Origin of the sequence: Nonomuraea maheshkhaliensis (genome assembly GCF_039529435.1) — a bacterium.
Taxonomy (GTDB): Bacteria; Actinomycetota; Actinomycetes; order Streptosporangiales; family Streptosporangiaceae; genus Nonomuraea; species Nonomuraea maheshkhaliensis.
The window spans coordinates 21,243-41,524 of sequence record NZ_BAAAMU010000073.1 but is presented as its reverse complement, the minus strand read 5'-3'; the positions used below and the strand labels follow the sequence as shown (position 1 = coordinate 41,524).

General features: G+C 73.1%; 19 protein-coding genes. 9 read left to right on the top strand and 10 right to left on the bottom strand.

Translation table 11 applies throughout. The features are described 5' to 3' along the window. Position 1: 1 nt before the first annotated feature. Together ABFX54_RS36625 and ABFX54_RS36620 are read right to left on the bottom strand one after the other, a co-directional pair. A complete protein-coding gene (locus ABFX54_RS36625; protein WP_346111317.1) occupies positions 2 to 517 on the bottom strand; it encodes a hypothetical protein in 516 nt (171 codons plus the stop codon). Positions 518 to 578: 61 nt separating this feature from the next. Further along, positions 579 to 1,508 carry a hypothetical protein gene (locus ABFX54_RS36620; RefSeq protein WP_346111316.1) on the bottom strand — a complete coding sequence of 310 codons (930 nt, stop codon included), beginning with the start codon at positions 1,506 to 1,508 and terminating at the stop codon, positions 579 to 581. 128 nt (positions 1,509 to 1,636) lie between these two features. Here ABFX54_RS36620 and ABFX54_RS36615 point away from each other — a divergent pair, with 128 nt between their 5' ends. After that, complete coding sequence (locus tag ABFX54_RS36615) at positions 1,637 to 2,575, top strand: GNAT family N-acetyltransferase (RefSeq protein ID WP_346111314.1); 939 nt, start codon at positions 1,637 to 1,639, stop codon at positions 2,573 to 2,575. Positions 2,576 to 2,599: 24 nt separating this feature from the next. Here ABFX54_RS36615 and ABFX54_RS36610 read toward each other — a convergent pair whose 3' ends face one another. After that, positions 2,600 to 3,262: a nucleotidyltransferase domain-containing protein gene (locus ABFX54_RS36610; protein ID WP_346111313.1), complete on the bottom strand. Its 663-nt coding sequence runs from the start codon at positions 3,260 to 3,262 to the stop codon at positions 2,600 to 2,602. Positions 3,263 to 3,307: 45 nt separating this feature from the next. Here ABFX54_RS36610 and ABFX54_RS36605 point away from each other — a divergent pair, with 45 nt between their 5' ends. Both ABFX54_RS36605 and ABFX54_RS36600 read left to right on the top strand, forming a co-directional pair. After that, positions 3,308 to 5,173, top strand: coding sequence for a propionyl-CoA synthetase (locus ABFX54_RS36605; protein WP_346111312.1), 1,866 nt, complete (start codon positions 3,308 to 3,310; stop codon positions 5,171 to 5,173). Between the two features lie 94 nt (positions 5,174 to 5,267). Beyond that, on the top strand, positions 5,268 to 8,099 hold the full coding sequence (locus tag ABFX54_RS36600; protein ID WP_346111310.1) for an NACHT domain-containing protein: 2,832 nt from the start codon (positions 5,268 to 5,270) through the stop codon (positions 8,097 to 8,099). Positions 8,100 to 8,189: 90 nt separating this feature from the next. Here ABFX54_RS36600 and ABFX54_RS36595 read toward each other — a convergent pair whose 3' ends face one another. The 4 genes from ABFX54_RS36595 to ABFX54_RS36580 are packed head-to-tail and all read right to left on the bottom strand — an operon-like array spanning position 8,190 to position 11,699. Beyond that, complete coding sequence (locus tag ABFX54_RS36595) at positions 8,190 to 8,783, bottom strand: response regulator (protein WP_346111309.1); 594 nt, start codon at positions 8,781 to 8,783, stop codon at positions 8,190 to 8,192. Further along, positions 8,780 to 10,021 (bottom strand): sensor histidine kinase, encoded by a 1,242-nt coding sequence (locus ABFX54_RS36590; protein ID WP_346111308.1) that lies wholly within the window; start codon positions 10,019 to 10,021, stop codon positions 8,780 to 8,782. Before ABFX54_RS36590 ends, ABFX54_RS36595 begins: the two co-directional genes overlap by 4 nt. Continuing rightward, on the bottom strand, positions 10,018 to 10,740 hold the full coding sequence (locus ABFX54_RS36585; protein WP_346111307.1) for an ABC transporter permease: 723 nt from the start codon (positions 10,738 to 10,740) through the stop codon (positions 10,018 to 10,020). Before ABFX54_RS36585 ends, ABFX54_RS36590 begins: the two co-directional genes overlap by 4 nt. Before the next feature lie 59 nt (positions 10,741 to 10,799). Further along, the gene (locus ABFX54_RS36580) at positions 10,800 to 11,699 is read right to left on the bottom strand and encodes an ABC transporter ATP-binding protein (protein ID WP_346111305.1); all 900 of its coding nucleotides are present in this window, start codon (positions 11,697 to 11,699) and stop codon (positions 10,800 to 10,802) included. Positions 11,700 to 11,902: 203 nt separating this feature from the next. Here ABFX54_RS36580 and ABFX54_RS36575 point away from each other — a divergent pair, with 203 nt between their 5' ends. From ABFX54_RS36575 to ABFX54_RS36565, 3 genes are read left to right on the top strand one after another with little or no spacing between them, the layout of a single operon-like run. Beyond that, complete coding sequence (locus ABFX54_RS36575; protein ID WP_346111304.1) at positions 11,903 to 12,790, top strand: hypothetical protein; 888 nt, start codon at positions 11,903 to 11,905, stop codon at positions 12,788 to 12,790. A 33-nt stretch (positions 12,791 to 12,823) separates the two neighbouring features. Next, positions 12,824 to 13,756 (top strand): hypothetical protein, encoded by a 933-nt coding sequence (locus ABFX54_RS36570; protein WP_346111303.1) that lies wholly within the window; start codon positions 12,824 to 12,826, stop codon positions 13,754 to 13,756. 21 nt (positions 13,757 to 13,777) lie between these two features. Continuing rightward, a complete protein-coding gene (locus ABFX54_RS36565) occupies positions 13,778 to 14,668 on the top strand; it encodes a hypothetical protein (RefSeq protein WP_346111302.1) in 891 nt (296 codons plus the stop codon). Between the two features lie 7 nt (positions 14,669 to 14,675). On the opposite strand, the gene ABFX54_RS36560 is transcribed toward ABFX54_RS36565, so the two are convergent. Both ABFX54_RS36560 and ABFX54_RS36555 read right to left on the bottom strand, forming a co-directional pair. Next, positions 14,676 to 15,848: a UDP-N-acetylglucosamine--N-acetylmuramyl-(pentapeptide) pyrophosphoryl-undecaprenol N-acetylglucosamine transferase gene (locus ABFX54_RS36560; RefSeq protein WP_346111301.1), complete on the bottom strand. Its 1,173-nt coding sequence runs from the start codon at positions 15,846 to 15,848 to the stop codon at positions 14,676 to 14,678. 4 nt (positions 15,849 to 15,852) lie between these two features. Further along, positions 15,853 to 16,668: a formylglycine-generating enzyme family protein gene (locus ABFX54_RS36555; protein ID WP_428834612.1), complete on the bottom strand. Its 816-nt coding sequence runs from the start codon at positions 16,666 to 16,668 to the stop codon at positions 15,853 to 15,855. 184 nt (positions 16,669 to 16,852) lie between these two features. Between ABFX54_RS36555 and ABFX54_RS36550 the strand changes: the two genes are divergently transcribed. From ABFX54_RS36550 to ABFX54_RS36540, 3 genes are read left to right on the top strand one after another with little or no spacing between them, the layout of a single operon-like run. Beyond that, entirely contained in the window at positions 16,853 to 18,262 is a 1,410-nt protein-coding gene (locus ABFX54_RS36550) for a cytochrome P450 family protein (protein ID WP_346111299.1), read from the top strand. Positions 18,263 to 18,271: 9 nt separating this feature from the next. Further along, positions 18,272 to 19,231, top strand: coding sequence for a Ppx/GppA family phosphatase (locus ABFX54_RS36545; RefSeq protein ID WP_346111298.1), 960 nt, complete (start codon positions 18,272 to 18,274; stop codon positions 19,229 to 19,231). A 58-nt stretch (positions 19,232 to 19,289) separates the two neighbouring features. Beyond that, on the top strand, positions 19,290 to 19,691 hold the full coding sequence (locus ABFX54_RS36540) for a hypothetical protein (RefSeq protein WP_346111297.1): 402 nt from the start codon (positions 19,290 to 19,292) through the stop codon (positions 19,689 to 19,691). 171 nt (positions 19,692 to 19,862) lie between these two features. Here ABFX54_RS36540 and ABFX54_RS36535 read toward each other — a convergent pair whose 3' ends face one another. Beyond that, positions 19,863 to 20,282 carry an ATP-binding protein gene (locus ABFX54_RS36535; RefSeq protein ID WP_346111296.1) on the bottom strand — a complete coding sequence of 140 codons (420 nt, stop codon included), beginning with the start codon at positions 20,280 to 20,282 and terminating at the stop codon, positions 19,863 to 19,865.

Sequence of the window (20,282 nt, the reverse complement as noted above, 5' to 3'; positions counted from 1 at the left end):
GTCAGAGGCCGAGGGTGCGGGCGCGCTGCCACTGCGGGTCGCGGTAGAGCACCATGTCGGTGCCGACCATCTCGTCGGGCGCCGACAACATGGTGATCTCGCCCGCCGCCTGCAACTGCAGCAGCAGGTCACGCACCCGAGGCCCCACCGGAAGCCGCCCGGTGGGCAGCCCCAGCCCGCTCCTGACCGTGTCGGCGATCTCCGACAGGCGGAACGGGCCGTCGAACCCGGCGACCACGCCGCGCACGACGGTCATCGTGATCAGATGCTCGGCCTCGGCGTACGCGAGCTGCCAGTGCACCTGCTCCTTGCGCCGGCCGCTGCCGGCGCACGACGTGCACGGGCGCGTCAGGCCGGCCGCCGGCTCCTCCCTGGTCGTGCCGAGGCAGGCCGAGCAGAGGCCGTTGTCGGCGGCGTGCAGCTCGGCGACCATGCGGCCGCCCAGGAGCACACCGCAGTCGCAGGCGAACGCGTCACCCAGGATGCCGGTCTGAGGAGAGATCGCATGCTCGTTCACCGATCCGACTCTACCGGCGCCCCGCCGCCCCACGCGCACCTCCACTCACATGTGCCACACCTCAGCCGCGTACGTCGGCCAGGCCGCGCAGGCGGCGCAGGGCCTTGCGGGCGGCGGCCGAGACGCGCTCGTCCGGGTGGTGCTCGATGAAGACGCGCAGCACCTGCCCGGTCCACGGATGGTCCCCGAACGCGAGGATCGCGATCGTCCCCGCCTGTTCCCCGGCGTCCATCCCCAAAGCGATCGACTCGATCACCTCGCCGGTCTCGCCCCCGAACTCCAGCAGCGCCGCCGCCATGTCCACCAGCACCCAGGCGATCTCCTCCGGCGTCGGCTGCCGCTCGTCCCGCCCGGTCCTGGCGGCGATCACCGCGCCCAGCTTCGGCTCCTCCAGCCGTCTGGCCAGGGCCCGCCGTCCCTCGTCGCCGAGGTTGGCCGACAGCACCTCGACGCCGACCGCCCGGCTGAGCGGGCTCACCGCGCCCAGCACCGAGCCGATCTCGGCCGCGGCCTGCGCGGGGTCGCGCTCCTTCAGCCAGCCGGTCAGCTCCTCGGCGCGCTCGGACTCCGGATAGGCCCGCAGCCCGTGCAGCAGCGCCGTCGCGTCGGCGTCCGCCAGCGAGCCCATGACCGGGATGTCCTGCCCGGTGGTCTCCGCGATGATCTGCCGCGCCACCCACAACCCGAGCCAGCTCAGCGTGTACGGCTCCTCCTGCCGGACCAGCCCGAGGCCCGTCAGCGTCCCGGGGGCCTCGCCCTTGAGCGGCTCCCTGGACAGGAACATCCTGATCAGCTCAAGCAGCAGCCCTTCGTCCTCGGCCAGCCGCTCGCGGCAGTGCCCGGACCACACGGCCAGCACCTCCGCGTCGTCGCCTTCCGGCTTCAGCTCGTCGGCCAGCGGCGCGGCGCGTACGGCGGCCGCGAGCGTGGCCTCGCCGGGCAGCCGGATCGGGGGCTGCAGAGGCAGCGTGTCGTCGTCGTAGGAGGTCACTAGGCCATCCTGTCGCGATATTTCGGTAGAGTGCCAGCCGACGCCGAAAAGTCGGAAGAAAGGAGGCGCTGAGTGTTTCGCACCTATCTGGGCGCCCGCAGCGTCCGTTTCCGATTCTCGGAGGAATCGTGCATTTCCGTACTGCCGTCAAGGACGATCTAGACCGCCTGCTCGGTTGCGTCGTCGACGAGTCCATCAGCTGGTCCCATCCCGACCGGCTGCTGTCGTTCCTGGAGAGCGGCGCCTACCGTTTCGACCGCATCTGGCTGGCCGAGGACGAGCCCGGCGGTGAGATCCTGGCCCGCGCCGTGTGGTGGGGCTTCCCCGGGGAGGACCGGCCGCTCGCGCTCGACTGCCTGTACGCCGCCCCCTCGGTCCCCGACCGCGTCGGCCTGATCGCCGAGCTGCTGCGCCGGGCCCACGCCGCGTTCGGCACGGCGCCCGCGTACCACGTCTTCGTCACCAACGGCTGGCGCGAGGCGCCCAGGACGAGCGCCGCCCTGGCCTGGCGATGGGAGGCCGCCGGCCGCGTCGGACTGACCGACGAGCTGGAACGCCTGCGGTACGAGTGGACGGACGGGCCCGTCCCCGAGCCGTCGACGCGGCTCGTCTTCCGCGGCGATGACGACGACGAGGTGTTCGCGGCGGCCTTCGCCAGGGTGGCGCAGGGCACCCTGGACGCGCACACCCGCCAGGCGCTGGCCGTCATGGACCCGATGGAGCAGGCGCGCGAGGACGTGCGCGACAACCGGTCCATGGAGGGGGATCGGGACTGGTGGCGGCTGGCCTACGACCTGGACGGAGAGCTCGTCGGGGTCGCCCTGCCGTCGGCCAACGCCGCCGGGCCCGTGGTGGGCTACCTCGGGGTGGTGCCGGAACGGCGCGGCCAGGGGTACGTGGACGATCTCCTCGCCGAGATCACCCGCAGCCACGCCCTGCGCGGGGTCCAGCGCATCGTGGCCGACACGGACGCCGGCAACGTGCCGATGGCCAAGGCCTTCGAACGCGCCGGCTACCGCAACTTCGCGGTGCGCCTGGTCCTGTCGGCCGACCCCGCGAACACCTGAGATGAGCGTTCCGGTCCGCGAGGCTCACCTCGCGGGCCGGCCGCACGGTGGCAGGTTCTCCGCACGCACCCCGACCAGGAACTCCTCCACCCGCTCGCGGTCCGGCCGTTCGGGCAGGACGCTCGGCGCCGCGGCCAGTTCCGCCGTGAGCGCGGCCCGCCAGCCGTCCACCTCCGGCCAGGGCACCCGCCCGTTCCTGATCGCCAGCAGCCGCTCCCGGTGGGCGTCCACGCGGACCAGGGGCTCCCCGTGCCGCACCAGGTGCAGGCCGCTGAGCAGCAGCCGCACCATGTGCATGGCCTGCTTCCAGTTCGGCCGCCCGGGGTCGAGGCGGCGGAACTGCGCGTCGGCGTACCCGGCGAACGAGCGGTGCGCGCGCTGCGACAGGAACGCCTGCCGAAGGTCGCGCAGCCGCCGCCCGGCGGGCGTGATCACCTCGACGAGCGGCGACCACAGGCATTCGAGCGCCGTCGGGTTGGCGTCGAGGGCAAGGCCGCAGAAGCGCTCGACCTCCCAGGAGAACTGCTCGGGCAGCGGCCCGTCCCGGTGGGTGGGCGGTTTGTCCAGCCGCCAGAACGCCGAGGTCGGCGTCACGAACACGCCGCGCCGGTCGGTGTCGGAGGCGTCGGTCTCCAGCCCGTACGCCCTCGACCCCATCACCACGGTAAGGATCACGTCATCGCTCATCCGTCCTATCTTGCGCCATGGGCTGACGACTGTTCTGATCGACAAGTGAGCGCTTATGACGAGGCATACCGGCGGAGCATCGAGCGGCCCGAGGAGTTCTGGGGGGAGGCCGCGCTCGGGATCCAGTGGGATCTCGCGCCCGCCACCGTCCACGCCGACGGCCGCTGGTTCCCCGACGGCCGGCTCAACACCTGCCACAACGCCGTCGACCGGCACGTCGCGGCGGGCCGCGGCACGCAGGCGGCGCTGATCTACGACAGCCCCGTCACCGGCACCACGCGCACCTACACCTACACGGAGCTGCTGGACGAGGTGAGCAAGGCCGCGGGCATGCTGCGCGACCTCGGCGTGGAGACCGGCGACACCGTGGTGATCTACATGCCCATGGTGCCGGAGGCGGTGGTCGCGATGCTGGCCTGCGCCCGGCTCGGGGCGGTGCACTCGGTGGTGTTCGGCGGGTTCGCGGCCCGTGAGCTGGCCGTGCGGATCGACCACGCCAGGCCCAAGGTGGTGCTGTCGGCCTCCTGCGGGATCGAGCCCACACGCGTGGTGGCGTACAAACCGCTGCTGGACGCCGCGCTGGAGCAGGCCGAGCACCGGCCGGGACACTGCGTGATCCTGCAGCGGCCCGAGAGCCCGGCGGAGCTGACGCCGGGCCGCGACCTGGACTGGGCGCAGGCCGTGGGCGCGGCCGAGCCGGCCGGGTGCGTGAGCGTGGCCGCGACCGACCCGCTGTACATCCTCTACACCTCGGGCACCACCGGCACGCCGAAGGGCGTCGTGCGCGACAACGGCGGCCACGCGGTGGCGCTGCACTGGAGCATGTCCCACGTGTACGGCGCCGCCCCCGGTGAGGTCTTCTGGGCCGCCTCCGACGTCGGCTGGGTGGTCGGCCACTCCTACATCGTCTACGGGCCGCTGCTGGCGGGCTGCACGACCGTCCTGTACGAGGGCAAGCCGGTCGGCACCCCCGACCCGGGCGCGTTCTGGCGGGTGGTGTCCACGTACGGCGTGCGCACGCTCTTCACCGCCCCGACCGCCTTCCGCGCCATCAAAAAAGAGGACCCATCCGGCAATTTCGCGAAAAAGTGGGACCTGTCGGGGCTGCGGTACCTCTTCCTGGCCGGCGAGCGGCTCGACCCCGACACCTACCACTGGGCCTCCGACCTGCTCGGCGTCCCCGTCATCGACCACTGGTGGCAGACCGAGACCGGCTGGCCCATCGCCGCGAACTGCGTCGGCATCGAACGGCTGCCGATCAAACCGGGCTCCCCGACCAAGGCCGTACCCGGCTGGGACGTGCACATCCTCGACAACGACGGCCGCGACTGCCCGCCCGGCGCGGAGGGCGCCGTCACCGTCAAACTGCCGCTGCCGCCCGGCGCGCTGCCCACCCTCTACCGCGACGACGACCGCTTCGCCCGCTCCTACCTCGGCCGCTACCCGGGCCACTACCTGACCGGCGACGGCGGCCACCTGGACGACGACGGCTACCTGTACGTCATGGGCCGCATCGACGACGTGATCAACGTGGCAGGACATCGGCTCTCCACCGGCTCGATGGAGGAGGTCATCGCCGCCCACCCCGACGTGGCAGAATGCGCCGTGATCGGCGTGGCCGACGAGGTGAAGGGCCAGCTCCCGATGGGGTTCGTGGTGCTGAAGGCCGGGGCGGAGCGCGGCCAGGAGGAGATGGAACGAGAGCTGGCCGCCCTCGTACGCGAGCGCATCGGCCCCGTCGCCGCCTTCCGCCGCGCCGTCGTGGTGAGCAGGCTGCCGAAGACGCGCTCGGGCAAGATCCTGCGCGCCACGATGCGGGACATCGCCGACGGCAACCCGTACGCCACGCCCTCCACCATCGAGGATCCCGCGGCGCTCCCCGAGATAGCCCGGATACTGAAGGAAACATGACAGGCAGGTAACGTTCGGATCGTCCTGGTTCAAGATCCTGCGCTGATCGGGGCGTTCGGCGCATGATGGGACATCCCCCTCCCCGGGAGAAGGCATGATCGAGACCCCGAGCTACGCCGACGCCCTGCGGATCCTCGGGTGCAAGGACGGCAGGCTCGTCAAGGTGATCGGGCTGGCCTCGGCCGCCGAGCGCACCGGCTGGGCCCTGGCCGGCGGCCCGCGGCTGACGATGAGCCTGCGCGACCTGCGCGACGGCATCATCGCCTACGGCAAGGACGTGGTACGCCGCATGCCGGAGCTCAAGACCGGCGTCGACCGTTTCACCCGCACCCAGCGGCTGGCCGCGGCGCACGCCGCGGTCGTCGTGGCGGCCTGGTTCGAGGCGCTCGGCGAGGCGCAGCTGCCCTTCACGCTCGACCAGCTCGACCGCGGCGAGCGGATCTCGCACGGCGTGCCGACGGCCGAGCGCTTCGCCGGGCTGGTCGCGGCGCTGCTGCTGACGCGGCTGCCCACGCCCGAGCCGCACGTGCCCTACGCCGAGACCCGGCAGGCCGTGGAACGTGCCTACCTGCGCATGTCGGATGCTTTAGCCGGTTACGTACGTGGGCTCGCCGTCTGGGATGAGTTGTCCACCGACGACCGGCTCCTGCTGCCCCGCCTGCTCGACGAGGGGCCGCCCGCGCACGCGCTGCGGATCTACGACGAGGACTACCGGTCGCTGGCGCTCGACAGCCACGAGTTCGGGGTGCGCAGCCTGGTCACCGAGACGCCGCCGCCGGCCACGGCGCTGTCGAGGGTGGCCTGGCTGCTGGCCGAGCTGGCGCCGCCCCGGGTGGGCGACCGTCCCGTGATCCACCAGATGCGGATGGCCGCCAACGCGCTCGACCGGCCGCTGCTGCTGGCCGGCAAACATCCGGAGGACGTCTCGCTGCCGCTGCTCGGCGAGGGCTACCTGAGCCCGCGCTGCCGGGTGGCCGAGCTGACCCGAGACTCCCTGCCCGCCCTGCGGAGCTGGTGGGACGACCAGCGGCTGCTCGCCGACACCGAGGCGTTCCTGGCCGGCCACCTCACCTCGCTGCGCGCCACCCAGGCGCCGCTGCTCGTGCTCGGGGAGCCGGGCTCGGGCAAGACCAAGCTGGCCGAGGTGCTGGGCGCGCGGCTGGCCAGGTCGGAGTTCCTGCCGATCAGGGTGGAGCTGCGCGCCGTACGGGCCCGCGCCGGCGTGGTCGAGCAGGTCGAGCAGGCCGTCGCGGAGGTGCTGGGGGAGGAGGTCTCCTACGCCGACCTGGTCGAGGCGGGCGACGGCGCGATGCCGGTGATCCTGCTGGACGGGTTCGACGAGCTGGTGCAGGGCGAGCTCAGCCGCTACGACTACCTGGAGCGCCTGCGCGAGTTCCAGGCCAAGGAGGCGGCGCAGGGCCGGCCCGTCGCGGTCATCGTGACCGGCCGCACGGTGGTGGCAGACCGGGTCCGCTTCCCCGCCGGGCTGCTCGCGCTGCAACTGCAGCCGTTCGGCGACGACCAGGTACGCCAGTGGCTCGACATCTGGGACCAGGCCAACCGTGCCCTGCTGGCCCGGCGCGACCTGAAACCGCTGCCCGCAGAGGCCGCGCTCGCGCACGGCGAGATGGCCCGCCACCCGCTGCTCCTGCTGCTGCTCGCCCTCTACGACGCCGGCGGCAACGCGCTCCAGCGCGAGCACGGCCCGCTCCAGCGGGCCCGCCTGTACGAGGTCCTGCTGCGCGACTACACCGAACGCGAGACCGGCGGCGCCCACCGGGTCGAGATCGACCAGGAACTGGTGCTGCTCGGCGCCGCCGCCCTGTCCATGCTGGCCAGGGGCAGCCAGGTCATCACCGACGAGGCGCTCCAGAGCGACCTGCCCGCCCTGTGCCACGGTGGCGAGGAGGAGCCGGGCGACGAGGAGGAGCGCGTCGACTGGGCCCGCAAGGCCACCGAGCGCTTCTTCTTCGTGCGCAGGAAGGGGCACGCGTTCCTGCACTCCACGTTCGGCGAGTTCCTGGTGGCCTGGCTGACCATGTACGCGCTGCGCGACCTCGACCGGCGCAGCCGCCTGGCAGGGGACGAGCCCCTGGTCCTGGCCCAGGCCGTGGACGACGACCTGCTGTACGCCGTCACCTCCCACTCGTGCCTGGCCGAACGGGGGCCGACGGTCGGCTTCATCCTGGAGCTGCTGGACCAGGTGCCCTCGGAGGTGCGGGCGCGCTGCGTGGACCTGCTGGCCGGGCTGCTGCGCCGCTCCCTGCACGAGCGGCCCAGGCGGCACTTCACCGGGTTCCGCCCGGTACGTCATACGGTGACCCGGCGGCTGGCCGCGTACTCGGCGAACCTCACCCTGCTCATCGTCGCCGCCTCGGAGGAGCCCGTGCGGGTCTCGGCGATCCTGCCCGGACCCGACCACATGGAGCGCTGGTCCTCGCTCACCCACCTGTGGAAGGGGCAGCTCGGGCAGGAGGGCTGGACCGGGCTGGTCGCCGCCCTGTCGGCGCACCGGGTGATGGAGGACGGGCAGGAGGACGTCGTGCTCGGCGGCGGCACCGAGGCGACCGGCATGGGGGACGTCGTCGTCGCGGTCGCCACCGGCCACGCGCCGCGCCACCGCCGGCTGCTCGACCTGCTGCTGCGGGCGCTCGGAGAGGGGCAGGCGCTCCCGTACGCCGACCGGGTCGGCATCCTGGAGGAACTGGTGCGCACGGTCGCCGTCCGGTCGCCGGCCATGCACCAGGCGTTGGGCGCCATGTGGAACGAGGAGGGCGCCGACCGCGCCGGGCTCAGACCGCTGCTCCAGGCCCTGCTCGCCGATCCGGCGGGTCGGATGGAGACGTGGGAGCAACTGGTCAAGGCCGGCATCCCGGAGACGGCCCTGTGGGAGATCCACCAGAACGCCCTGCTACCAGGCGACTGACCGGGCCCGGCCGCGCGGGCTCGCGCCGTAGGCCACGTCACGGCGTTGGCCGCCCCGGGACGACGGGACCCGTAGCGCGCTTCCGCCGGATCAGAGCCAGCCGCGTGACTCCGCCACCCGTACCGCCTCGGCGCGGTTGCGGGCGCCGGTCTTGCCGATCGCGGCGGACAGGTAGTTGCGTACGGTGCCCTCCGTGAGGAACAGCCGCCTGGCGATGCCGGCCACGGTGGCCTCGCCCGCCGCCACGCGCAGCACCTCCGCCTCCCGCTGGGTGAGCGGACTGGGGCCGGTGGTGAGCGCGGTCACGGCCAGCTTGGGATCGATGACCCGCTCGCCGGCCAGCACCCGCCGTACGGTGGCGGCCAGCTCGGCGGCCGGGGCGTCCTTGACCACGTAACCGGCCACGCCGGCGTCGAGCGCCCTGCTGAGGTAGCCGGGGCGGCCGAAGGTGGTGACGATGACCACGCGGTGACCGCGCAACTGCTCGGCGACCTCCAGGCCGGACATCCCGGGCATCTCGATGTCGAGGAGGATCACGTCGGGCTCGTGCTCCCGCGCGGCGGCGGCCACCTGGTCGCCCCGTCCCACCTCCGCCACGACCTCGATGTCGTCCTCCAGGGAGAGCAGCGCGGCCAGGCCGCCCCTGACGAGGTCCTGGTCGTCGGCGATCAGCACCCGGATCACGCCGCACCCGCCCGAGTCGCAGTCGCCCGGGTCGTGCTCGCCCGCGCCGCATCCAGCGGGACGCGCACCCGCAGCAGGTAGCCGCCCTCGGGTCGCGGCCCGGCCTCCAGCCGCCCGCCTGCGGCCCCGGCCCGCTCGGCGAGCCCGGCCAGCCCACTCCCCATCCGCTCACCACCCGGGGCCGGGGCGGGGCCGGCGTGATCTGCACACGCGGCGGCACTCTGGTGGCCGTGGTCCTCGGGCACAGCGGTCGTGGCGGGGTGGCCGTCGTCGGTCACCTCCAAGGCGGCCGAGGTCTCGTCCAGGCGCAACGCGATGTGGCAGTGGCGGGCGCGGCTGTGGCGCAGGACGTTCGTGGCGGCCTCCCGTACGGACCAGGCGAGCAGGGCTTCGGCGGCGGCCGGGATGGGCCCGTCGGCGGGGGAGACCGTCACCTCGATCCCGGCCACCCCCAGATTACGGGTCGCCCCCTCCAGCTCCTCCGACAACGACGGCGCCCGGTACCCGGTGATCGTCCGCCGGACCTCGTCGAGCGCCCGCCGGGCGGTCCGCTCCACCTCGGTCATCTCGGTGGCGGCCCGCCCAGGGTCGGCGGGCGCCAGGCGGGCGGCGAGCTGGCTCCTGATCGTGATCGAGGTGAGCGTGTGCCCCAGCGTGTCGTGCAGGTCCCTGGCGAAGCGCAGCCGCTCGTTCTCCACGGCCAGCCGCGCGACCTCGGCCCTGGCCGCGTCCAGCCGGGCCACCAGCAGGCCCATGTGCCGCAGGCTGTGCACGGCGGCGGCCTGCACGGCGATGACGAGCGGCACCCACCAGACCCGGGACAGCGCAGCCCCCGAGGCCAGCAGCGCCGTCACCTCCACGGCGGCGACGGCGGCCGTCGCGGCGGCGAAGGCCACGGCGGGCGGGGTGGCGGCGAAGGCGCTGACCGCGTACACGAACGACGTGTACGCCCACGGCTGCCCGAACAGCGGCAGCAGCGCCAGCCAGGCCCCCGTCAGCCCGGCCACGGCCCACGGGTTCGCCGTCGTGGCCCGGGCGCTCAGCATCCGCCACATGATCGCCACCCAGCAGGCCGCGAACACCGCCACCCCGGCCAGCGCCGCGACCACCGCGAGCGGCCCCGGCCCCCGTTCCATGAACACCCACAGCGGCCAGCCGATCAGCAGCAGCCAGGCGCACGCTCCCGCCCTGGCCGCCGCCCGGCCCTTGGTGAAGTCGAACTCCCGCACCGGCGTCACAACGCCCGACGGTAACGCCATCCGGCCAGCGCGCAGAAGAGCAGCGTCCAGGCGGTCAGCACGGCGAGCGAGGCCCCGGTCGGCGGCAGGCCGTCCAGCGCCCGCCAGCCCAGCGACCCCGCCTGGTAGGCCGGGCTGAGCTCGGCCAGCGCCCGCATCCCGGCCGGCATGGCCTGGACCGGCAGCCACAGCCCGCCGAGCACCGACATGGCGAAGTAGACGACCATCATGGCCAGGTTCGCGACCTGCCCCTTCAGCGTGTAGCCGAAGGCGACGCCGAGCGCCGCGAACGGCAGCACACCGACCCAGATCAGCGCCACCAGGACGGGCCAGGTGCCGGCCGGCAGCCGGACGCCGGACAGCAGCGCGCCCGCGCCGAGCACCACGACGATGCTCGGCAGCACCGTCGCCGCGCCGCTGAGCAGCTTGGCCGTCACGTAGCCGTGCGCGGGCAGCGGCGTCACCGCGAGCTGGTCGAGCCATCCCTTGCCCCGCTCCATCGCGATGGCGCCCCCGATGAACAGCGCGCCGCCCATCGCGCCGTAGGTGGCCATCGACACCATCGAGTACGCGGCGAAGTCGCCCATCTGGTCGCGCGGCACCACGTCGAGCACCTTCGTCCACAGCAGGTAGAGCCCCAGCGGGAAGAACGTCAGCATGACCAGCCCCACCGGGTTGCGGAACCCGCGCATCAGCTCCAGCCGCAGATACGCCCCCATCGCCCCTGCCGATCCCCTCGACCGCACCGGGCCCGATCCCGCCGATCGCAGCGCTCCCATCAGCTCCGCCCTCCCGTCAGGCTCACGAACGCGCTCTCCAGGTCCACGCCCTCGACCCGCACCCCCGTGACGTCCTCGTACGCGCCGAGCAGCGCGCGCAGCGTCGCGTCCGGATCACCGGTCCGCAATCGCACCGCACGCCCCTCCACGCTCACGTGACGCACTCCGGGCAGGAGCGCCAGCCGGGCCGGGTCGGCGCCGTCCAGCACGCAGCGCACCTCGTCCCCGCCGACCAGGGACTTCACCTCGGCCACCGAGCCGTCCGCGACGACCCGCCCGCCGGCGAGCAGCACGATCCGGTCGGCGTAGTCGTCGGCCTCGGTCAGATAGTGGGTGGCGAAGACGGCCGTGCCGCCCCGCCCCGTCCTGGCCCTGATCTCCCGCCACAGCGCCCGGCGGCCCTCGACGTCCAGCCCGACGGTCGGCTCGTCCAGCACCAGCAGCTCCGGATCCCCGGCCACGCACAGCGCGAACCTGACCCGCTGCCGCTGCCCGCCGGACAGCCGCCCGACGAGGCGGCGGGCCAGCTCCTCGATGCCCGCCGCGCGCAGCGCACGCTCCGGCGGTGGCCGGTCCGGGTACATCCCGGCGACGGCGGCCACCAGCTCGCCCACCCGTACGTCCTCCAGCAGCCCCGACTCCTGCGGCAGCACCCCGACCAGGCCCGCCCGCAGCGCCTCGCCCGGCGGGCGGCCGAGGACCCTGGCGGTGCCCGAGGCGGGGGCGCGCAGGCCGAGCGCGATGGACAGCAGCGTGCTCTTGCCGGCCCCGTTGGGGCCCAGCACTGCCACCGTCTCGCCCCGGCCGACGTTCAGATCGACACCGCCGAGCGCGGTGACCGGGCCGTAGGTCTTGGTCACGGCCCTGAGCTCCAGCGCGTTCCCCTTCACAACACTCATGCGCCCAGCGTGACGGTGCAGGTGGGGGCGGGTGTAGTGCCGTACGTCAGCCGGGCCCGCATGACGGACGTCATGTGCCCGAGACCCCGTCCGGGGGTCCCGGTTGCATCGGACTGTCCTTTCGGAGGCTGACACTCCGCCGAAATGGCACGTAATATCCACACATCACGAGCGTTGGGGGCGCCAGGGTGCCAGGACAGAACGTGGGTGTGGTCGTCGATCCGGGTGTGCCGCCGGAGATCGCCGGGCTGTTGCGGTCCAACGTCTCCTTACTGTCCAGGATCAGGGCCGGATGGGTGCCGCCCGCCGCGGCGCCGCCGCAGCGCCGCCGCAGTCCGTCCAGCGCGCTGCTGCTGGCCGCCACCCCGGTCGTGATCGCCCTCATGGCCGTCCTGCTCGCCTCGCCGGTCGCGCCCGCCGGGTTCGTGCTGCTCGGCACGTACGTCTTCATCGTCCTGGTGAAGATCGCCTCCATGAGCGAGGTCCCCGAGGACGACCGCCCGCACGAGCGCGGCGTCTACGAGCAGGCCCGCTGGTACGACGGCCGCTACCTGCTGCCCGAGGACTTCGACCACGACGCCAGGACGGTGCTGACCAGGGCGCAGCGCGCCATCGGGTCGGTCCTGCGCTCCCACGTCAACGCCGAGGGCATGCTCGACGACGCCCGCAACGCCGTCATGCTGCCCGCGCAGGAGTGGGAGATCGCCCGGCTGCTGGCCAAGCTGTCGGCGCTGCGCCTGGAGCACAGGGAGCTGCTGGCCAGGGGTATCGCCCCCGAGGTGGCCGCGGTGATCGAGCCGCTCGAACGCGCCCTGATCAACAGCGAGGCCGCCGTGGTCGCCCGGGTCGAGGCGCTGGAGCGCTACGCCGGGCACGTCGCCGAGGCCGAGCGCGCCTACCACGCGCGCGGCCAGATCGAGGAGCTGCGCGCCCGGCTGCCCCGTTACGAGGAACTGCTGGCCGAGTCCGGCGCGGACAAGCTCGCCGTGCCGGAGATCGAACGGCTGGCGAAGGACGCCGACGTCCTGGAACGCACGTTGCGGCGCAGCGTGGACTCCGCGCACGAGGCGTTCCGCTACCTGGAAAGCTGACACCCGGACAGAAGGGCACATAGGATCGGTAACGTGGCCGGGCGTCCTGCGAAGGTGATCGTCGATCCGGCGGTGCCCGGCGACGTCGCGGCCTTACTCCGCGACAATCGCAAGATCCTGCTGCGGGTCCACGCCGGCTGGGAGCCCGCGCACAAGCGCCACCTGCCCGTGGCGGGACCCATGACCAGCCGGGCGTTCCGGCTCGCGATCACCCTGGCGGCCGTCGTGACGGCCCTCGGCGCGACCGTGTACGGGCTCGTGCTCTTCGTGGCCGAGCGCTACACCCCGTTCGCGGTGATCATGACGGGGGCGGCGCTGCTGTTCGTCAGCGTGCTGCTGCGGCCCAGGACCGACGCCGAGGCGGAGCGGCGGCGGGAGCGCGAGCGCGAGGTCTACGAGGCCGCTCGCCGGCACGAGGGCCACTACGTCCTGCGCGAACGGCTCGACGACCCCGCCAGGGCGCTCATGTCCCGCGCCCAGGCCGCCATCGACCAGGTCATGGACTCCCACGTGAACGCCGAGGGCCTGCTCGACGACGTACGCAACGGCGTGATGCTGCCCGCGCAGGAGTGGGAGATCGCCCGGCTGCTGGCCAAGCTGTCGGAGCTGCGCGCCGAGCACCAGGAGGTCGTCTCGGAGGGCATCACCCCCGAGGTGGCCGCCGTGGCCGAGCCCTTCGCCCACGCGCTGGACAGCAGTGAGCGGGCGGTGCTGGCCCGCGTGGAGGCCCTGGAGCGGTACGCGGGCCACGTGGCCGACGCCGAGCGCGCGTACCGGGCCAGGCACCAGATCGAACGTCTCAGCTCCAAGCTGCATCAGTACGAGGAGCTGGTCGCGGAGACGGGGGCGGACGGCTTCGCCGTGCCGGAGCTCGACCGCCTGACCGACGAGGCAGGCCGGCTTGAGCAGGCGCTGCGCGACAGCGTCAGCTCCGCACACGAAGCATTTCGACACCTCAACGGCTGAATTACCTTAGGATCCGGATTCGTGGCGGATGTGGTGGTAGACCCCGGAGTACCGCCGGAGGACGCCCAATTGCTCAGGGAGAGCCGGCGCGTACTGATCAAGATGCGCCACGGCTGGGTCCCCGAGCCGCGGCGATCGGCCTCCGGCCTGCGCGCCCGCAGGATCGCCTCGCTCGGCGGCGTGGCCTTCTTCGGCCTGCTCATGGGAGTGGGCTTCCTGGGCCGCGGCCTGGGCCTGCTGCTGCTCGTGCTGCTCGGCATCCCGCTGATGATCGTGCTGTTCATCCGCAACGACCTGACGGAGGAGGACGAGGACGACGGCGACTACGAGCGGGAGATCTACGAGCAGTTGCGCTGGTACGAGGGCCGCTACGTGCTCCCCGACGACCTCGACGAGGCCTCCGCCCGCATCCTGGCCCGCGCGCAGCGCGCCATCGCCGCCATCACCGGGTCCCGGGTCAACGCCGAAGGGCTGCTCGACGACGTGCGCAACGCGGTGATGCTGCCCGCGCAGGAGTGGGAGATCGCCCGGCTGCTGGCCAAGCTGTCGGCCCTGCGCACCAAGCACAGGGAGACCGTCTCGCAGGGGCTCACGCCCGAGGTCGAGGCCGTGGCCGCGCCCCTCGCCCGGGCGCTGGACAGCAGCGAGGACGCCGTGCTGGCCCGGGTCGAGGCGCTGGAACGGTACGCCGCCAACGTGGCGGACGCCGAGCGGGCGTACCTGGCCCAGCACCAGATCGAGGAGCTGCGCGGGCGGCTGCACCAGTACGAGGAACTGGTCGCCGAGACGGGGGCGGACGGGTTCGCCGTGCCGGAGCTGGAACGCCTGGCCGAGGACGCCGACCGGCTTGAGCAGGCACTGAGGCGGAGCGTGAGCTCCGCCCAGGAGGCCTTCCGCTACCTCGACCCGTGAGCCGGGCTCAGGACGGGTTCGGCCGGTGTGAGGCGTGCGCCGCCGCTGCGGCCGGGTGGTTCGCGGCGTCCAGCAGCAGGTCGCACAGGGCGTCGGCCGCGTCCAGGCGCCCCAGCCCGGCCGCCGCCTGCCCCATCGCCTGCCGCAGCCCCGGATCGGCCAGCAGCGGCATCAGCTCGGCCAGCAGCATGTCGCCCGTGGGCCGCGGTTCGAGCAGCGCCCGCGCCGCGCCCGCCGAGGCCAGGTAGCCGGCGTTCTTGCGCTGCTCGTCACCTCCGGTCGGGATCAGCGGCACCAGCACGGAGGGCTTGCCGATCGCGGTCAGCTCCGACACCGTGCCGGCCCCGCTGCGCGAGATCACCACGTCGGCCGCGGCGAACAGGTCGGGCAGCTCCTCGCCCACGTACGGCACCGGATGGTAGCGGTCGGCCAGGTCCGGCGGCAGCGCCACCGCCCGCATCTCGTCGATCAGCGCGGACCCGCACTGGTGCACGATCTGCGCGTGCCGCAGCAGCCGGGGCAGGATCTCCGCGATCAGCGTGTTGATCTGCCTGCTGCCCTGCGCACCGCCCGTCACGTAGATCAGCGGCACCTCGAACGTCAGCCCGAACAGGTCGTAGGCCGCCGCCCGGTTGCCCTGCAGCAGCGCGGGCCTGACCGGGTTGCCGGTCACCACGGCCTTCGCCCTGGCCGAGGCGGGCAGGTAGTCCAGCGACGACTCGTGGGACAGCGCGATCCTGGTCGCCAGCCTGGCCAGGATGCGGTTGGCCAGCCCCACCACCGTGGTCTGCTCGTGCATGACCAGCGGGCGGCGGATCAGCTTGGCCGCCACCCCGATGGGGACCGCCACGTAGCCCCCCGTCGACAGCACCACGTCGGGCAGGTAGCGGGCGGCGTGCCCGACCGCCTGGAACACCCCCACCGGGATGCGGAAGACGTCGGCGATGTTGGTGCCCAGCTCTTTCAGGTTGGGGCGGCGGCGCAGCTTTCCCGTCGTGATCGCCTTGAACGGGATGCCGTGCTCGGCGGTGATCCGCGCCTCAAGGCCGTTGGCCGTGCCCACCCAGAGCACGTCGTGCGGCACCTGACGTCGCTGGACGGCCGACAGGGTCGTCAGGGCCGGATAGGTGTGACCACCGGTGCCGCCGCCGGTGATCAGCAGTCGCAGGGTTCGTGACATGCGATCAGAGTATGGCCGCACAGCGGAACCCCGTGTGCCCGGTCGAGGAGTCCGGCGTGTTAGAGGTGCGCGCGGCCACCCGGTAGCGGTTGCAGTAGGAGTCGTGGCACATGTACGAGCCGCCGCGGATCACCTTCCCCGGCCCCTCCGCCGGCCCCGTGGGATTGTCGGCGTACGGCTCCCACTCCGTGCCCCACCAGTCCGCGGTCCACTCCCACACGTTGCCGGAGACGTTGTAGAGCCCGTAGCCGTTCGGCTGGAACGACTTGACCGGCATCGTCCCCTTGCTCGGCGCGGACGGGAAGTGACCCTCCCAGATGTTGCAGCGCTTGCGGCCCTTCGGCGCAAGCTCGTCGCCCCACGGGTAACGCTTGCGCTCCAGCCCGCCCCTGGCCGCCGCCTCCCACTCTGCCTCGGTCGGCAGCCGCTTGCCCGCCCAGGTGGCGTACGCGGTGGCGTCGTTCCAGGACACGTGGACGACCGGGTGGTTCTGGCGGTCGCCGTTGGAGGAGCCGGGGCCCTCGGGCGTGCGCCACGTTGCCCCCTCGACGCCCGCCCACCAGGGCGCGCCCGGCACGGTCGCGTCGATCACGCCCGCGCTGGCGAACTGGCGGAACACGAACGACCAGCCGATCCGCTCGGCCTCGGTGACATAACCGGTCTCCTTCACGAACGTGGCGAACTGCGCGTTCGTCACGCACGCCGGATCGATCATGAAGGGATCGAGCCTGACCTCACGCACCGGCCCTTCGCCGTCCTCGGGCCGCCCGTCCGGATCGTCCCCGCCCACGAGGTACGTCCCGCCGGGCACGCGCACCATCCCGCGCGGCGCCGTCCGCCGTGCGGTGATCGTGACGGCCTCCTCGACCGGCCCGCCGGCGACCTCGACCGGCCCGCCGGCGACCTCGGCCGGTCCGTCGCCGGCCTCCCTGCTCGGGCCACAACAAGCGCTCACAGACCCCCCAAAACGTGTCATGACACCAAGGAAGGGTAGTGCCTGTACCATGCCTGCGATCACACGGCCGGCGCGAGTGACGGCGGCCGATTCGCTGGCCGTGGCCGCCACGCTGGTTCTGCCGGCCCTGGCACAGGGGGTCGTGGTGCGGCGGCCCTCCATGGTGCGCCTGGCCGCTCTGACCCGGGCCGAGGAGCGCGCGATCAGGCTCCTGCGCCGGCTGCGCGCCACGTATGGCGACGGGCCGCTGCTGGTGCCCGTGCCCGGGCGCGGCCGGGTGATGCTGCCGCTGGCCTCACGCGACGTACGCGCGGTGCTGGAGGACCGGGCGTTCAGCCCGGCGAGCAGGGACAAACGCGGCGCGCTCGCGCACTTCCAGCCCGACGGCGTGCTGATCACCCCGGAACGCGACCTGCGCGACCGCCGCCGCGCCCTGAACGAACAGGTCCTGCACACCGGCCGCGTCCCCGTCACCGAGATCGCCGCGCTCGCCGGGTCCGGCGCGACCGGACCCGGCGCGACCCGCGCGGCTGCCGGGATCACCGAGGCGTCCACGTTGGCCCGGATCTCCGCGGAGGAGGCCGCCACGCTGCCCCGTCACGGGACGCTGACCTGGCCGCTCTTCCAGGCCGCCCACTGGCGGCTGGCGCGGCGGGTCGTGCTCGGGGACGGCGCCCGTCACGACGTGACCCTCACCAGGCAACTCGACCGGCTGCGCCGTGACGCCAACTGGGCCTGGCTGCGCGGGCAGCGCACCGACGTGCGCAACGCCTTCCAGCGGCGGCTGGCCGCCCACCTCGCCAGGGCCGAGCCCGGCAGCCTGGCCGGAGAGCCGGCCCGCACGCAGGCGGCGGCGGACGTGCACGCCGAGGGGCAGGTGCCGCACTGGCTGTTCGCCTACGACGCCGGCGCGATGGCCGCCTACCGCGCCCTGGCCCTCCTGACCTCGCCCATGTGCCGCCAGGATGCCGGCTCCCAGGACCAGGGCTCCGTGGATCGGGGCCGCCAGGGTGGGGGTTCGGCGGGGGACACGGGGGTGCCAGAGGCCGACCGGCTGAGGGCGGCCGTGCTGGAGTCCGTGCGGCTCTGGCCCACCACGCTCGCCATCCTGCGCGAGGTCACCGGCCCCAACCCCTGGGACCTCCCGATCGGCACGACGGTGGTGATCCACAGCCCGTACGTCAACAGGGAGGAGCCCGGCGCCTCCTACCGTCCCGACCTGTGGCTCGAAGGCGGGCCGGAACCCGGGCACGACGGCGGGACCTGGGCGGGGGTGCCCTTCAGCGGCGGGTTCGCCCGCTGCCCTGGCGAGGACCTGGTGCTGGCCACCTCGGCCGCGCTGCTGGGCGCGTTCCTGCGGGAGCGCACGGTCAGGCCGTCCGTCACCCTGGAGAACCCGATGCCCGTCACGTTCGATCACTTCCGGCTGCGTTTCACGATAAATGCCGCAGAACGGTAGCGTTTTCTCATGCGACTCGGCGTGCTGGACATCGGCTCGAACACCGTCCATTTACTGGTCGTCGACGCCCACCGGGGCGCCCGGCCCATGCCCGCCTACTCCCACAAGGTCGACCTGCGCCTGACCGAGCACCTCGACGAGGAGCACCGGCTCGGCGCGCAGGGCATCGAACGGCTCGGCGGCTTCGTCGAGGAGGCCGTTCACCTCGCCGAGGACAAGGGCGTGGAGGAACTGCTCGCCTTCGCCACCTCCGCCGTGCGCGAGGCGGCCAACGTCGAGCAGGTCCTCGCGGAGGTCGACGAACGCTGCGGCGTGCACATCGAGGTGCTGTCCGGTCGCGACGAGGCCCGGCTGACGTTCCTGGCCGTGCGGCGCTGGTTCGGCTGGTCGTCGGGGCGGCTGCTCGCCTTCGACATCGGCGGCGGCTCGCTGGAGATCGCCGCCGGCGTGGACGAGGAGCCCGACGCGGCGGTGTCGCTGCCGCTGGGCGCGGGACGGCTCACGCGCGACTGGTTCACCGGCGACCCGCCGTCGCCGGACGAGGTGCGCAAGCTGCGCAAGCACGTACGCGCCGAGATCGCCCGCAACGTCGGCGACATCGCGAGGTACGGCGTGCCCGACCGCGCGGTCGCCACCTCCAAGACCTTCAAGCAACTGGCCAGGATCACCGGCGCGGCGCCCTCCAGCGACGGCCCGTACGTCTCCCGCTCGCTGTCCCGCCAGGACATGGCCGACTGGGCCGGCAAGCTCACCACCATGGGCTCCGCCGAGCGGGCGCGGCTGTCGGGCGTGTCGGAGGGGCGGGCGGCGCAACTGGCGGCCGGGGCGCTCGTCGCGGACGCTGCCATGGACCTGTTCGAGGTGGACCGGCTGGAGGTGTGCCCGTGGGCGCTGCGCGAGGGAGTCATACTGCGCCGGCTCGACGTGCTGCCCGGGCGGCTCGACCAGCGCGACGGTCTGGCGGAGTAAGCTCGATCTATCCCTATTTGGTGGCATGAAGTACTGGTGAGTGGGCATTTCACGCCGAATGATGACACTGCTCGGCGCGCTCGGGACCCTGGCGGTCGTCCTCCTCCTCATCGTCCTGTCGGTGCTGCTCATCGCGGGCGTCTCCATGATCGTCCTGCTGGCGATGGCGGCCTCGCTGACCCACTGGAAGCGATGGTGGAACCGGCTGACGAGGCGCGATCCGGCCGCCGGGGAAGCGGATCCGGTCGCCGGGGAAGCGGATCCGGTCGCCGGGGAAGCGGATCCGGCCGCGGGGGAAGCGGATCCGGCCGCGGGGGAAGCGGATTCTGAGCCCGCCACGCCCGCGGCGGAAGCGGCCACCGGGGAAGCGGAGCCGGAGCCCGATCCGAGCCCCGGCGAGGAGACGTCACCCGCGGGGCTGAGGATGGAGCTGAGCGGAGCCCGGGCCTCCCGGCCATGACGGCCGCGGGGGTCTCCGGGACGGCGACGGTCGTGCGGCCTCCCGGGCCATGACGGTGGTGCGGCAGTTCGGGGGAAGGACGGTCGCCGGGGGCGCGGGCCGGCGGGGCTTACGCAGGCCGGGCCCTGGACACTCCCACGACCTGTGCCCGGATGCCGCCCGCCAGGGGGCCTAGGTGGTCATGAGATGTTGCCCGGCCGCCCCCGGCGCGTACCGCAGGCGCTTCTCCAGGCAGACCACCGCTCCGTGTTCTCTCCTGTTGCTGAATCGGATGTCGTCGGCGAGCGCGCGCATGATCTGCAGCCCGCGTCCGTGCTCGGCGCCGGGCTCGGGTAGGGACACCTTGTCGGCGTCGAACCCGTCGCCCGTGTCGACCACCCTGATCACGCACAGGTGGTCGTGCACCGACGCGCTGACCGTGTAGTCGTCGCTCGGCGCCGCATGCTTGATCACGTTGGAGCACGCCTCGGTGAGCATGAGTTCGATGTCGTCGCGGACCTGCGGCTCGACGCCGAGCGACCGCAGCGTGCCGTCCAGCATCTGCCTGATCAGCGGAACGCTCGCCGCATCTCTGGGCAGTCGGAGCGCCAT